This window comes from Leisingera sp. McT4-56 (assembly GCF_020514995.1).
Classification (GTDB): domain Bacteria; phylum Pseudomonadota; class Alphaproteobacteria; order Rhodobacterales; family Rhodobacteraceae; genus Leisingera; species Leisingera aquaemixtae_A.
On record NZ_JAJALF010000003.1, the window covers coordinates 286,808 to 299,393 of the forward strand.

The following is a 12,586-nucleotide window of genomic DNA, read 5'->3' on the forward strand; positions in this document are numbered from 1 at the left end:
TTGAACCGCGCCCCAAGCGGCGTTAGGCGCGTGCGCAGACCTCGGAATCAGGAATGCGACGATGAGCGATGCAGATCAGCGCACGCAATGGAACACGCTGGACAAGGATCTGAACCGGATCTCCCAGCTCGAACTGGCCGCAAGCTATGCCTCCCGCCCGCTGGTGGCGCCGGGCATTGCGCTGGCCTTCATCGTGCTGGCGGGCCTGGCGGCCGGCGTCTTCTTCGGCGGCTCCGCCATGAGCATGGTGGTGATCGCCGCCGCCGCCTTTGGCGCCTACATGGCGATCAACATCGGCGCCAATGACGTCGCCAACAACATGGGGCCGGCAGTGGGCGCAAACGCGCTGACCATGGGCGGCGCCATCGTGATTGCCGCGATCGCCGAAAGCGCAGGCGCGCTCTTGGCGGGCGGCGATGTGGTTTCGACCATCTCCAAGGGCATCATCGACCCCACCGCGGTTGCCAGCAGCAACGTGTTCATCTGGGCGATGATGGCGGCACTGATTTCCTCTGCGCTGTGGGTGAACCTGGCAACCTGGGTCGGCGCGCCTGTCTCCACCACCCATTCGGTGGTCGGCGGCGTGCTGGGCGCCGGTGTGGCTGCCGCGGGCACCGCCGCGGTGAACTGGCCCACCATGGGCAAGATCGCCGCCAGCTGGGTGATCTCGCCGGTTCTGGGCGGCATCATCGCAGCCCTGTTCCTCGCCTTCATCAAGGCCAAGATCATCTATCAGGACGACAAGATCGCCGCCGCCCGCCGCTGGGTTCCGGTGCTGGTCGGCATCATGGCAGGCGCCTTTGCCTCCTACCTGGCCCTCAAGGGGCTGAAGAAGATCGTCAAGATCGACCTGCAGACCGCGCTGCTGATCGGCGCCGGCATCGGGGCGCTGTCCTATGTCGTCACCGCGCCGCTGATCAAGCGCCAGTCCGAGGGCATGGAGAACCGCAACAAGTCGCTGAAGGCGCTGTTCGGCCTGCCGCTGGTGATCTCCGCCGCGCTGCTGTCCTTTGCCCATGGCGCCAATGACGTCGCCAACGCGGTCGGCCCGCTGGCCGCCATCGTGCATGCCACCGAGTTCGGCGATTTTGCCTCCAAGGTGGCGATCCCGACCTGGGTGATGGTGATCGGCGCCTTCGGCATCTCCTTCGGCCTGTTCCTGTTCGGCCCCAAGCTGATCCGCATGGTCGGCAGCCAGATCACCAAGCTCAATCCGATGCGCGCCTACTGCGTGTCGCTGTCGGCAGCGATCACCGTGATCGTGGCCAGCTGGCTGGGCCTGCCGGTTTCCTCCACCCATATCGCGGTGGGCGCGGTGTTCGGCGTCGGCTTCTTCCGCGAGTGGCACATGGAGCGCCGCCTGAAGAATTCCGCCGCAGGCCGCCCGGCCGAAAAGCGCATCGCGCCGGAGGAACGCCGCCGCCGCAAGCTGGTGCGCCGCAGCCACTTCATGACCATCGTGGCCGCCTGGGTGATCACCGTGCCCGCCGCCGCGCTGCTGTCCGCGGTGATCTACCTGCTGCTCAACACCTTCGTCGGCTGAGCCGCACCGCAGGAAACTCAAAGCCCCCGCGCCTTCCGGCTGCGGGGGTTTTTCTTTGTCTTGCGTCCCGCCCCCTAGAACCGCTCCACCCAGGGCCGCAGCACCAGTTCGTCGCTCCAGGCGGAGCGGTGCTGGCCGATCAGATGCATGTACTCACTGGCGATGGCATCGGGGTCCAGCATGCTGTCGGGATTGCCCTCTGCCTCTGTCCGCTCCGGCCGCGATGCATTGCGGATGCCGCCGTCGATATTGACCCAGGCGACGTGGATGCCCTTTGGGTGCAACTCCCGCGCCATCGACTGCGCCAGGCCGCGCTGGGCGAACTTGCCCATCGCAAAGGCCGCCGACTGGGCAAAGCCCTTCACGCCCGCCGAGGCGCCGGTGAACAGAATGGTGCCAAGCCGCCCGTCCGCGGGCTGCTGCGCCAGCATCCGCCGCGCCGCCGCCTGGCCCAGCACAAAGGCGCCAAAGGCGGTCACTTCCACTGCCTTGCGCACCGCTTCCGGGTCCAGCTCCGCAACGGGGCCGCGCAGCCGGGCCGAGGGGTTGTAGCAGGCCACCCGCAAATCGCCCGGCAGGCTGTCGATCAAGGCGGCGGTTCCGCCTGCGTCAGTGCCGTCGAGCACGTGCAGTCTGGCCCCGGTCTCCGCCGCCAGCGCCTCCAGCTTGGCCGTATTGCGCGCCGCCAGATGCACCGCGTAACCCGCCGCCGCCAGCCGCCGGGCAAAAGCCGCCGACAGGCCGGTGCCGGCCCCGACGATCAGCGCCTGCGGTTTGGATGATGTGTCCGCCATGGTCTTCCTCCCCCTGATTGACGCGGCAATGCTGGCGGCAAACATGCCCTGGCACAAGGGGCGCACAAAGTGTTGAGAAGCCGCCTCAGCCTTCGAGACGCCGGACGGCGCCTATGCGGAAGCAACGGCAGGCAGTCCCGCCAGCACATCCTTGGATTCCACCACCCTGCCGAACCCTGCGTGCAGGGCGGACAGCGTGACTTCCAGGACGGTTTCCGCGTCCAGCATGCCGCCCTTGCGCGCGGGCATGTCGAAGGCAATGAGCGCATCCTCCACCACCTGGATTTCAAACCCCAGGCTGGCGGCGGAGCGGGCAGTGGAGTTGACGCAGAACGCCGCAACCCCGCCAATGATCACCAGACGGGTGATCCCGGCGTCCCGCAGGTGGCGCTCCAGCCCGGTGCCATAGAACCCGGAAGAGCCGGTCTTCCAGAACACCGCCTCGCCCTCCTGCGGCACCGCGCAGGGCAAGGGCCGGCCGCTGGGCAGGTCGCGGCGGAACCTGCTCTCGGGCCGCGGGTCGTCATGCATCACATGCACCACCGGCAGCCCCGCCGCGCGGAAAGCTGCGGCCAGCTCCGCCGCTTTCTCCTGCGCATCCGGGTTGGCCTGCGGACGGCCGGAGGCCGCCACGTTGGCCATCTCCTGCTGCATGTCGACAATCAACAGGGCTGTGGAATGATGCATGAAAATCTCCTCCCGCTCGAATACCGGCGCCAGACTGTCAGAGCGGCGCGGCCGGGGCCAGTGCAATCCCCTTTTTCCGTTGGGTTCCAAACCGGACGGGCCGCGCCAAACGCACTGCGCCGGGCCAAAGGCCCGGCGCAACGCCCAACTGGCAAGGGTCATTCCCCGGAAGGATCCGCGGCAGGCGGGAGCCCCGCCGCGGGAAAGAACAGCTCAGCCGCCCAGGCACCAGCGCATGACGGCCTTCTGCGCGTGCAGGCGGTTTTCTGCCTCGTCAAAGATCACCGACTGCGGACCATCCATCACGGCCGAGGTCACCTCCTCCTCGCGGTGGGCCGGCAGGCAGTGCATGAACAGCGCGTCGGGCTTCGCATGCGCCATCAGCGCATCGTTGACCTGGTAGGGGCGCAGCATGTTGTGGCGGCGCTCCTTGGAGGACTGGCTGTCGTGCATCGACACCCAGGTATCGGCGACCACCAGGTCGGCGCCTTCCACCGCTTTCGCCGCATCGCGTTCGACCACGATCTTGGAACCGGCCTTGCGCGCCAGCCCCATGAACTCCTCCTCCGGGTCCAGCTGCGCAGGGCCGGTGAAGGTGAGGTCGAAGCCGAACTGCCCGGCGGCGTGGATGAAGGAGGCGCAGACGTTGTTGCCGTCGCCGGCCCAGACCACCTTCTTGCCCTTGATCGGGCCGCGGTGCTCCTCATAGGTCAGCACGTCGGCCATGATCTGGCAGGGGTGGGTGCGGTCGGTCAGGCCGTTGATCACCGGCACGTCCGAGTATTCCGCCATCTCGGTCAGCACGGTCTCGTCGAAGGTGCGGATCATGATCATGTCGACATAGCGGCTGAGCACCCGGGCGGTGTCGGCAATGGTCTCGCCATGGCCCAGCTGCATGTCCTTGCCCGACAGCACCATTGTCTGGCCGCCCATCTGGCGCACGCCGACGTCAAAGGACACCCGGGTCCGGGTCGAGGGTTTCTCGAAGATCAGCGCCACCATCCGGTCCTTCAGCGGCAGCTCATCATCCAGCGCTGCCTTGGGGCGGCCGAGGCGCGCCTGCTTGGTGGCTTTGGCCTGGTCGATGATTGCGCGCAGGTCTGCGGGGTCGGTTTTGTGGATGTCGAGGAAATGGTTCATGGTCGTATCGCTTTGTTCTGGCGAAGGCCGGGGGCTGCCTGCCCCCGGACCCCCGGAAGTATTTTTGCAAAGATGAAGATCAGGCATCTTCGACCTGAGCGGCGGTTTTCTCCAGGCGGCTGACAGCCTCGGCGATGTCCTCGTCCGTCAGGGTCAGCGGCGGCAGCAGGCGGATCACGTTGTCCGCTGCCGGGACGGTGATCAGCTCATTGTCATAGCCGGCCTTCACCACATCGGCGTTCACCGCCGTGCACTTGAGGCCCAGCATCAGTCCGGCGCCGCGCACCTCTTCAAAGACCTCCGGATGATCGGCCACCAGCCCTTCCAGCTTCTGCCGCAGCAGGCCCGCCTTGCGGTTCACCTCGGCCAGGAAGGCGTCATCGGCGATGTGGTCCACCACCGCGCAGCCCACGGCGCAGCCCAGCGGGTTGCCGCCGTAGGTGGAGCCGTGGGTGCCTGCGGTCATGCCGCTGGCCGCATCCTCGGTGGCCAGCACCGCGCCCAGCGGGAAGCCGCCGCCGATGCCCTTGGCCACCATCATGATGTCCGGGGTGATGCCCGCCCATTCATGGGCAAACAGCTTGCCGGTGCGCCCGACGCCGCATTGCACCTCATCCAGGATCAGCAACAGGCCGTTGTCGTCGCAGATCTGGCGCAGCGCCTTCAGCTCTGCATCCGGGACCGGACGGATGCCGCCCTCGCCCTGCACCGGTTCGATCAGGATCGCGGCGGTCTTCTCCGAGATCGCATTGGTCACTCCGTCCAGGTCGCCGAAGGTCAGATGCACGAAACCGGGCAGCAGCGGGCCGAAGCCCTTGACCATCTTCTCGGAGCCCGCGGCGGCGATGCCGGCAGACGAGCGGCCGTGGAAGGAGCCGTCGAAGGTGATGATCTCCACCCGCTCCGCCTGGCCCTTGTCATAGAAATACTTGCGCGCCATTTTCACCGCCAGCTCGCAGGCTTCGGTGCCCGAGTTGGTGAAGAACACGGTGTCGGCAAAGGTATGCTCCACCAGCTTGTCCGCCAGCGCCTGCTGCTGCGGGATCTGGTAGAGGTTGGAGACATGCCAAAGGTTCTGCGCCTGGGAGGTCAGCGCCTCCACCAGCGCCGGATGGGCATGGCCCAGCGCGTTCACCGCAATGCCGGAGCCCAGATCCAGAAAGCGTCGCCCGTCCGCCGCGGTCAGCCAGGCGCCTTCGCCTTTGACGAACTCAAGCGGTGCACGGTTGTAGGTCGGCAGAACGGACGGGATCATCGGGATCATCCTTTTCAAAGGTGGAAGCCAAAGCTGTGACGTAAGCTTGGCCTTGGGTCAACGGTGGATCATTGGATTTCGAATGGGGGATGTGCTGCACGGCAGACACAGGGGATCAAAGGGCCGGTTACGCCAGGCGGCGTCGGCGTCGCGAGATGGTGGTATATGCGCGTTTGATCATAGGCGGGTTCCATAGTGGAGGTTTTAGCGAAAGAAAACCCCTTTTGTGCAGCCTGCCCCGCCAATGCGCCGCCCGGCCCTTTCACCTTTGGCGAAATACTCCAGGGTGAATTGGCCGCAGGCCAAGAGGGGCAGCGCCCCTCCTTCTCCAAGCCCGCGGGGCAGCGCCCCTGCCCTGGAGGTTAATTACGGCGGCTGCCGAAGCCTTTCCCCTTGCATCCCGCGGCGGCTTGCCGCACCGCTGGAGCCATGACGCGCAGCACCCCGCAGAACCCGGCCCTGGCCGCCGCCCTGATCCTGGCGGCGACAACCTTCATTGCGGGCACCACGCTCATGGCCAAGGCGCTGGGAACCGAGAGCCTGGGCGCGCCGCTGCACCCGATGCAGATCAGCCACGGGCGCTTCCTGTTTGCCTTCATTGCGATTTCAACCGCCGTGCTGATCCTGCGCCCGCGCTTCATCCGCCCGCATTGGGGCTATCACATCGGGCGCACCACCTTCGGCTGGGCCGGGGTCACACTGATGTTTGCCTCGGTGGCCTATATTCCGCTGGCCGATGCCACCGCGATCACCTTCCTGAACCCGGTCTTCGGCATGCTGCTGGCGATCCCGCTCCTGGGCGAACGCGTCGGCCCCTGGCGCTGGGGCGCGGCGCTGATTGCGATGATGGGGGCAATGATCCTGCTCAGGCCGACGCCCGCCAGCTTCCAGCCCGCGGCGCTGCTGGCCCTGGGCGCGGCGGCGGTGATGGGGCTGGAGCTGATTTTCATCAAGAAACTCGCAGGCCGCGAGGGGCCGCTGCAGGTGCTGTGGTTCAACAACCTTTTGGGCATGATGATTGCCAGCTGCGCGGTGCTGCCGGTCTGGCAGATGCCCAGCCCGGCGCAATGGGCATCGCTTGCGGCGCTGGGGCTTTTGATGGCCTGCGCGCAGGCTTGTTTCATCAACGGCATGGCGCGGGCCGATGCGTCCTTCGTGGCGCCGTTCAGCTATGCCACGCTGGTGTTTGCGGCGCTTTACGATTTCCTCGGCTTTGGCGTGGTGCCGGATGCCATTTCCTTCCTCGGCGCCTGCATCATCCTGGCGGGCGCCGCTGTTCTGGCCTGGCGCGAAGGCCGGGTGCGGCCGCCCGCGGGCCGCACGGCAACCGCGGGAAGATAGCCCCGGGCCGCCGCCGCTCACGAAAAGTTATTTTCCGACACTGGCCCAGCCGCGACGCTGAGGTCGAAAACCGGCAATTTCCGCCTGCCCGGCGCGCCACCCTGCCCTAAAGCAGGACAGGAGCACGCAGATGCACGAGAGGCGGATTCCAGAATGGCTGCGCCACGCGCCGGTGCCCTCGGTCAGGGATTTCGGCATCCTGGCGGGGCTTGAGGCGGTGGTGCGCGGCACATTGATCTCGGTGTTTCCGCTGATCATGTACCGGGCGCTGGGGGATGCCGGGCTGGTCTCGGCCTCCTATTTCGCGGTGGGCATCCTGTCGCTGCTGGCCGGGCTGATGGTGCCCGCGCTGGTCCGGCTGGTGCCGCGCCGCTGGGCCTACTCCCTGGGTGCGGCGATGTTCGTGGCCTCGGCAGCCCTGGCGATCGAGGGCAGCCCGGCCTCCGTGCTGGCGGCGCTGGCGCTCAACACCGTGGCGGCGGTCACCACCTTCATCTGCTTCAACGCCTATGTGCTGGACTACATTTCCCGCGTCGAGCTGGGCAAATGCGAGACCTCGCGAATGTTCTATTCGGCCCTTGGCTGGACCGCCGGGCCGATGGCCGGCGTGCTGCTGCTGGAGATCTGGGCGCCCGCACCCTTCCTGATCTCTGGCGCTGCGGCGCTTCTGATGCTGGCGGCCTTCTGGTGGATGCGGATGGGCAACGGCAAGCAGATCGCCCGCGCCCGCGGCCCGGCCTCCAACCCGCTGAAATACCTGCCGCGTTTTCTGGAGCAGCCGCGGCTGATCACCGGCTTCCTGTTTGCGGTGATCCGGTCGGCCGGCTGGTGGATCTATGTGGTCTACCTGCCGATCTTTGCCATCGAAAAGGGACTGGGGCAGGAACTGGGCGGCATCCTCTTGTCCGTGACCAACGCCTGCCTGTTCGGCGCGCCGCTGCTGCAGCGCTGGGTGCAGCGGCATTCGATCCGGCTGGCCGTGCGCACGGGGTTTCTGACCGTTGCGGCCTGTTTCGGTGCCGCGGCGGCGCTGCAGGGCTGGCCCGCGGTATCGGTGGGTCTGCTGATGGCGGGGTCCGCGGCGCTGATCCTCTTGGATATCTGCGGCGGGCTGCCCTTCCTGATGGCGGTGAAACCGTCCGAACGCACCGAGATGTCGGCGGTCTATTCCAGCTACCGGGATATCTCCGGCATTCTGACCCCGGGGGCTGCCTGGCTGGTGCTGATGGTGTCGCCGCTGGCCGGGATCTTTGCGGCAGGCGCCGCGGCCGCCGCCTATGCCGCGCTTCTGGCGGGCAAGCTGCATCCGCGGCTGGGACGCACAAAGGCGGTCCCTCAGCCCGCGGAGGATCCGCTGCCCGCAGAGTAGCGGCGTCAGAGTTTCAGGTCAGGGTTTCAGCCGGTAGCCGGTACGCAGCATCACCCAGGCCAGCAGGCAGACCGCAAAGGTGGCGCTGCTGCACACCATCAGCCCCAGCAAGGGCGGGCTGTCGGAGGTGCCGATCACCCCGAATCGCACCCCGTCGATCAGGTAGAACACCGGGTTCAGATGCGAGATCACTTTCAGAACCGGCGGCAGCGCCTCCACCGAATAGAAAGTGCCCGAGAGGAACGCCAGGGGCGTCACGATGAAATTGGTGATCGCCGCCATCTGGTCGAACTTTTCGGCGAACACTCCGGCGACGATGCCCAGGCCGCCCAGAAACGCCGCGCCCAGAACGATGAACACCAGCGCCGTCAGCGGGTGCGCGGGCACGATCTGCAGCACCGCCATCAGCCCCAGCCCGATGCCCAGCGCCACCAGCGTGCCGCGCGCCACCGCGCCTGCCAGGTAGCCCAGCAGGATCTCCAGCCCCGACAGGGGCGGCATCAGCGTGTCGACGATATTGCCCTGCACCTTGGCAATAACGATGGAGGATGAGGTGTTTGCAAAGGCATTCTGGATCACCGTCATCATCATGATGCCCGGCGCCAGGAAGGTCAGGAACGGCACCCCCATCACATCGCCGCGCCTGGGGCCGATGGCGATGTTGAAGATCATCAGGAACAGCGCCGCGGTCACCAAGGGCGCCAGCAGGGTCTGGGTCCAGACCGCCAGGAACCGCTGCACCTCGCGCCAGGCCAGCGCCCTGAGCCCCATCCAGTTCACCCGCCCGAAGCGGCGCGCGCCCAATTCGACCTGATAGCCCTGATCTGCCATGCTGCCCCCTGCATTTCCTTGCCGGGACTGCATAACGGCTGAGCCAATAGGCGCAAGATGCCTTGTAACTCCGCCCGCAGTGATTAGAATAGGGCGATCACACGGAATATGATGGCGGCCGCAGAACCCCTGGGGCCGCTATTAGCTTGGAAAGGCAACAGATGTCCTGGACAGACGAGCGCGTCGAACTGCTCAAGAAAATGTGGGGCGAGGGCCAGTCGGCCAGCCAGATCGCCAAGGAACTGGGCGGCGTCACCCGCAACGCCGTTATTGGCAAGGTGCATCGCCTCGGCCTGTCCAACCGCAACAGCGGCGGCGCCAAGGCTGCCGAACCCAAGGAAAAGCCCGCAGCAGCCCCCGCGGCCGCCGCGCCGAAACCTGCCGCCGCCAAGCCCAAGCCGCAGCCCAAAACCGAACCGGCGCGCCCGGCCGCGGCCCAGCCGTCCGCGGACGCCAAGCCCGCAACCCCGGCACGCCGCCAGATCATCCCGGCCGGCCAGCCGCTGCCGCCGCAGCCCTCGGCCAATGAAATCAGCCCCGAGGCGCTGGCCAAGGTCAATGAGATCGAGAAGAAGGCCAAGAAACTGGGCCTGATGGAGCTGACCGAGCGCACCTGCAAATGGCCGGTCGGCGACCCCGCGACCGAGGACTTCTGGTTCTGCGGCCTGCCCGCCCAGCAGGGCAAGCCCTATTGCGAGGCGCATGTGGGCGTGGCGTTCCAGCCGATGTCCTCGCGCCGCGACCGCCGCCGCTGAAGCTGGCTGGCTTTTAGAGACTTGAAGGCGTCCGCAAGGGCGCCTTTTTTCTGTCCGGGCGGCTGCCGGCCTCTCTGCCTCCCGGAAACATGCAAAAATGTGTATGATAGCGGAGTCCGCCACCGCCCTGGCGGCGGCGGGCCTGACTCAGCGAGGAGGCCAACATGAAACGCACAGCATCCGGGGCCTGCGCCGCCCTTGGCGCAGCGATTGCCCTGTCTTTTACCCCGGCATCAGCGGACACCGTATCGGAACCGGTTCTGAAGACTGAGCTGGAAGGCATGCCCGGAACCGAAGCCAATATCGTTGTCTTCGACGTGGACCCAGACTGGGAAACCGAGCACCATTACCATCCGGGGCACGTCTTCGTCTATGTGATCGAGGGAACGGTGAAGATTGATGTCGACGGGGAAGACCCTGTCGAATACAGCGCCGGCGAAGCGTTTTATGAAAGGCCGAACATCAGCATGATCGGCTCAAACGCCAGCACCACGGAGCGGGCCAAGATCGTTGTTTTCCAGGTCGGCGAAGCTGGCAAGCCGCTGATGATCAGCAACTGACAGGGCGGCACAGCCGGTGTTTTTGATGGAATACGCCGCCCCCGGCCCTCTGACGGACCGGGAGCGGCGCAGCGGATTTGCGGCCGTCAGTTGGCGACCGGGCCTTCGGAGGTGAATTTCGGGATCACGCTGTCGGAGGCTGCCTTGGGCTCGATCCCCGGCCAGTTGCCCTCGGCCAGGTTGATGTTGCCGGGAATGTCTTCCTCCCAGAAGCCGACCACCACGTCGGTGATGTTCAGATACAGCTTGTCGTCGACGATGCGCCACAGGTTCGGGTTGGCCGGCACCTTGCCGCCCTTGGACACGCCATAGGCGCAGTGGCCGTCATACTGCGGCGCGTAATAGGCCGGGTTTTGCTGGAACGCGTCGCGGTTTTCCGCGGTGGAAAACGCCCAGGTGGCGCCGTTGTAATCGGCGGTGAATTCGGTGCTGCCGCGCACCGGGGCTGTTTGCGGCGTGCCGACCGGGTTCATCTCCAGGCTGCGGTAGGCCACCACGTCATAGCCGGAAACCGCGTAACCGGTGCCGTCGACATACTGTTCGCCGGCAAAGGCCGGCAGGGCAAAGGACAGCGCCGCCGCAGCAGCAAATGCAATACGCTTCATGGGATCGTCCCTTTCATCGGTGATCGCTTCAAATGGGGCACCGGCTCGCGGCACCGGCCTCGGCACTGACATTACCGCCCCGGCGGCAAATGCGAAGGGGGGCTCACGGCTCTGTGTCCGGGGACGAGAGGATGTGAGCGGATTGTAAAATTTCCGCGTGCAGACCTTCCAGTCATTGGAATTTGCAAATAACCCCTTATCTCAGCCGGAGCCGATCGCCGCAGCGCGTGCGATTGCCCATGAACAGGAAACAATCAGGACAAGGCCGACAGATGAGCGACACCCCCTACACCCCGCCGAAAGTCTGGAAATGGGAACAAGCCAACGGCGGCGAGTTCGCCTCGATCAACCGCCCCATCGCCGGTGCGACCCATGACAAGGACCTGCCCGCGGGCAAGCACCCCTTCCAGCTCTACTCTCTGGCGACCCCGAACGGGGTGAAAGTCACCGTGATGTTCGAGGAGCTGCTGGCCGCGGGCCACGCAGACGCCGAGTATGACGCCTGGCTGATCCAGATCGGTGACGGCGACCAGTTCGGCTCCGGCTTTGTCGAGGTGAACCCGAACTCCAAAATCCCGGCCCTCCTGGACCGCAGCGGCGCAGAGCCGGTGCGGGTGTTCGAGAGCGGCTCGATCCTGCTGCATCTGGCAGAGAAATTCGGGGCCTTCCTGCCCAAGGAGGGCGCGGCCCGCACCGAGACCCTGAACTGGCTGTTCTGGCAGATGGGCAGCGCGCCCTACCTGGGCGGCGGTTTCGGCCACTTCTATGCCTATGCGCCGGAGAAATTCCAGTATCCGATCGACCGTTTCACGATGGAAACCAAGCGCCAGCTGGATGTGCTGGACCGGCAGCTGGCGGAGCGCGAGTTCATCGCAGGCGACGAATACACCATCGCCGATATCGCCATCTGGCCCTGGTACGGCCAGCTGGTTCTGGGCCGCAACTACGGCGACGCGGCCGAGTTCCTGGATGCCGGCAGCTACAAGAACGTGGTCCGCTGGGCCAAGGCCATCGACGCCCGCCCGGCGGTGCAGCGCGGCCGCATGGTGAACCGCACCTCCGGCGATCCGGCGTTCCAGCTGCACGAGCGCCATGACGCCAGCGACTTCGACACCCGCACCCAGGACAAGCTGGAAGCGGCGGAGTAACCGCCCAGCCTGCAAGGCCCTGTTTCAAGAATTACCAGGCGCCCGCCGCGATGCGGGCGCTTTTTCTACATCCAGCCCACCTGCGTCAGGGCATGCACGTCGTTCCAGACCTTGGTCATGTGGCGGATCTTGCCGCCGTCGAAATCCAGCACATAGACATAGTCCGAGGCGACCTTCTTACCGGTCGGCGCACCGTTGCCCGCATCCACCGTGTGGGTGCCATGGAACACCGCAAACAGGATCGCGCGGTTGCCGTCCTCATCCACCGCGATGGATTTGAACTCGGCATGGGCGTCCGGCATCGGTGTCAGCAGCCCCTTGGCCCATTCGGTATAATCCGCAATCGTCTTGATCTCCGCCAGCGCATCCGCCTGGACGGAGAAGGTGGCGTCCGGCGTGCACCATTCCTGGCACACGTCCCATCCCTTGCCCGCATCGCAGGCCTCGCAGAAATCATGGGCCGTCTGTTTGATGGACATCGTTCTCTCCCTCCGGGTTGTTTTCAGGGCCTGGCGCAGGGCCACGCACCTTCAGCAGCAAATAAGGCGAAAACCGATG

General features: G+C 66.0%; 13 protein-coding genes. 6 read left to right on the forward strand and 7 right to left on the reverse strand.

Translation table 11 applies throughout. The features are described 5' to 3' along the window. The first annotated feature begins 61 nt into the window (after positions 1-61). Complete coding sequence (locus LHL23_RS06680) at positions 62-1,543, forward strand: inorganic phosphate transporter (protein ID WP_222478125.1); 1,482 nt, start codon at positions 62-64, stop codon at positions 1,541-1,543. Positions 1,544-1,617: 74 nt separating this feature from the next. Here the strand turns inward: LHL23_RS06680 and LHL23_RS06685 are convergent, their stop codons facing one another. The 4 genes from LHL23_RS06685 to LHL23_RS06700 form a co-directional block, all read right to left on the reverse strand. Then, the gene (locus LHL23_RS06685; RefSeq protein WP_226429253.1) at positions 1,618-2,337 is read right to left on the reverse strand and encodes an SDR family NAD(P)-dependent oxidoreductase; all 720 of its coding nucleotides are present in this window, start codon (positions 2,335-2,337) and stop codon (positions 1,618-1,620) included. Between the two features lie 111 nt (positions 2,338-2,448). Continuing rightward, positions 2,449-3,024 carry an isochorismatase family protein gene (locus LHL23_RS06690; RefSeq protein ID WP_226429254.1) on the reverse strand — a complete coding sequence of 192 codons (576 nt, stop codon included), beginning with the start codon at positions 3,022-3,024 and terminating at the stop codon, positions 2,449-2,451. Between the two features lie 213 nt (positions 3,025-3,237). After that, positions 3,238-4,164, reverse strand: coding sequence for an ornithine carbamoyltransferase (argF, locus tag LHL23_RS06695; protein WP_222478119.1), 927 nt, complete (start codon positions 4,162-4,164; stop codon positions 3,238-3,240). A 79-nt stretch (positions 4,165-4,243) separates the two neighbouring features. Then, positions 4,244-5,419, reverse strand: coding sequence for an aspartate aminotransferase family protein (locus tag LHL23_RS06700; RefSeq protein ID WP_226429255.1), 1,176 nt, complete (start codon positions 5,417-5,419; stop codon positions 4,244-4,246). Positions 5,420-5,848: 429 nt separating this feature from the next. On the opposite strand from LHL23_RS06700, the gene LHL23_RS06705 reads away from it, so the two are divergent. Continuing rightward, a complete protein-coding gene (locus LHL23_RS06705; protein WP_226429256.1) occupies positions 5,849-6,760 on the forward strand; it encodes a DMT family transporter in 912 nt (303 codons plus the stop codon). A 130-nt stretch (positions 6,761-6,890) separates the two neighbouring features. After that, positions 6,891-8,129 carry an MFS transporter gene (locus LHL23_RS06710; protein WP_226429257.1) on the forward strand — a complete coding sequence of 413 codons (1,239 nt, stop codon included), beginning with the start codon at positions 6,891-6,893 and terminating at the stop codon, positions 8,127-8,129. An 18-nt stretch (positions 8,130-8,147) separates the two neighbouring features. Here LHL23_RS06710 and LHL23_RS06715 read toward each other — a convergent pair whose 3' ends face one another. Then, complete coding sequence (locus LHL23_RS06715) at positions 8,148-8,960, reverse strand: ABC transporter permease (RefSeq protein ID WP_226429258.1); 813 nt, start codon at positions 8,958-8,960, stop codon at positions 8,148-8,150. A gap of 161 nt (positions 8,961-9,121) precedes the next feature. Here LHL23_RS06715 and LHL23_RS06720 point away from each other — a divergent pair, with 161 nt between their 5' ends. Continuing rightward, a complete protein-coding gene (locus LHL23_RS06720) occupies positions 9,122-9,715 on the forward strand; it encodes a GcrA family cell cycle regulator (RefSeq protein WP_222478107.1) in 594 nt (197 codons plus the stop codon). 164 nt (positions 9,716-9,879) lie between these two features. Continuing rightward, complete coding sequence (locus LHL23_RS06725; protein ID WP_226429259.1) at positions 9,880-10,275, forward strand: cupin domain-containing protein; 396 nt, start codon at positions 9,880-9,882, stop codon at positions 10,273-10,275. Between the two features lie 86 nt (positions 10,276-10,361). On the opposite strand, the gene LHL23_RS06730 is transcribed toward LHL23_RS06725, so the two are convergent. After that, positions 10,362-10,880 carry a YHS domain-containing (seleno)protein gene (locus tag LHL23_RS06730; protein ID WP_226429260.1) on the reverse strand — a complete coding sequence of 173 codons (519 nt, stop codon included), beginning with the start codon at positions 10,878-10,880 and terminating at the stop codon, positions 10,362-10,364. Positions 10,881-11,152: 272 nt separating this feature from the next. Here LHL23_RS06730 and yghU point away from each other — a divergent pair, with 272 nt between their 5' ends. Then, positions 11,153-12,028, forward strand: a complete 876-nt coding sequence (gene yghU / locus LHL23_RS06735; RefSeq protein WP_226429261.1) for a glutathione-dependent disulfide-bond oxidoreductase — start codon at positions 11,153-11,155, stop codon at positions 12,026-12,028. A gap of 65 nt (positions 12,029-12,093) precedes the next feature. Here yghU and LHL23_RS06740 read toward each other — a convergent pair whose 3' ends face one another. Further along, on the reverse strand, positions 12,094-12,507 hold the full coding sequence (locus tag LHL23_RS06740; RefSeq protein WP_222478099.1) for an ester cyclase: 414 nt from the start codon (positions 12,505-12,507) through the stop codon (positions 12,094-12,096). Positions 12,508-12,586: the final 79 nt, after the last annotated feature.

Bases quoted from the DNA above. Each gene is read 5' to 3' on its own strand.
- LHL23_RS06680 (WP_222478125.1), top strand. From the start codon at position 62: ATGAGCGATGCAGATCAGCGCACGCAATGGAACACGCTGGACAAGGAT.
- LHL23_RS06685 (WP_226429253.1), bottom strand. From the start codon at position 2,337: ATGGCGGACACATCATCCAAACCGCAGGCGCTGATCGTCGGGGCCGGC.
- LHL23_RS06690 (WP_226429254.1), bottom strand. From the start codon at position 3,024: ATGCATCATTCCACAGCCCTGTTGATTGTCGACATGCAGCAGGAGATG.
- argF (WP_222478119.1), bottom strand. From the start codon at position 4,164: ATGAACCATTTCCTCGACATCCACAAAACCGACCCCGCAGACCTGCGC.
- LHL23_RS06700 (WP_226429255.1), bottom strand. From the start codon at position 5,419: ATGATCCCGTCCGTTCTGCCGACCTACAACCGTGCACCGCTTGAGTTC.
- LHL23_RS06705 (WP_226429256.1), top strand. From the start codon at position 5,849: ATGACGCGCAGCACCCCGCAGAACCCGGCCCTGGCCGCCGCCCTGATC.
- LHL23_RS06710 (WP_226429257.1), top strand. From the start codon at position 6,891: ATGCACGAGAGGCGGATTCCAGAATGGCTGCGCCACGCGCCGGTGCCC.
- LHL23_RS06715 (WP_226429258.1), bottom strand. From the start codon at position 8,960: ATGGCAGATCAGGGCTATCAGGTCGAATTGGGCGCGCGCCGCTTCGGG.
- LHL23_RS06720 (WP_222478107.1), top strand. From the start codon at position 9,122: ATGTCCTGGACAGACGAGCGCGTCGAACTGCTCAAGAAAATGTGGGGC.
- LHL23_RS06725 (WP_226429259.1), top strand. From the start codon at position 9,880: ATGAAACGCACAGCATCCGGGGCCTGCGCCGCCCTTGGCGCAGCGATT.
- LHL23_RS06730 (WP_226429260.1), bottom strand. From the start codon at position 10,880: ATGAAGCGTATTGCATTTGCTGCTGCGGCGGCGCTGTCCTTTGCCCTG.
- yghU (WP_226429261.1), top strand. From the start codon at position 11,153: ATGAGCGACACCCCCTACACCCCGCCGAAAGTCTGGAAATGGGAACAA.
- LHL23_RS06740 (WP_222478099.1), bottom strand. From the start codon at position 12,507: ATGTCCATCAAACAGACGGCCCATGATTTCTGCGAGGCCTGCGATGCG.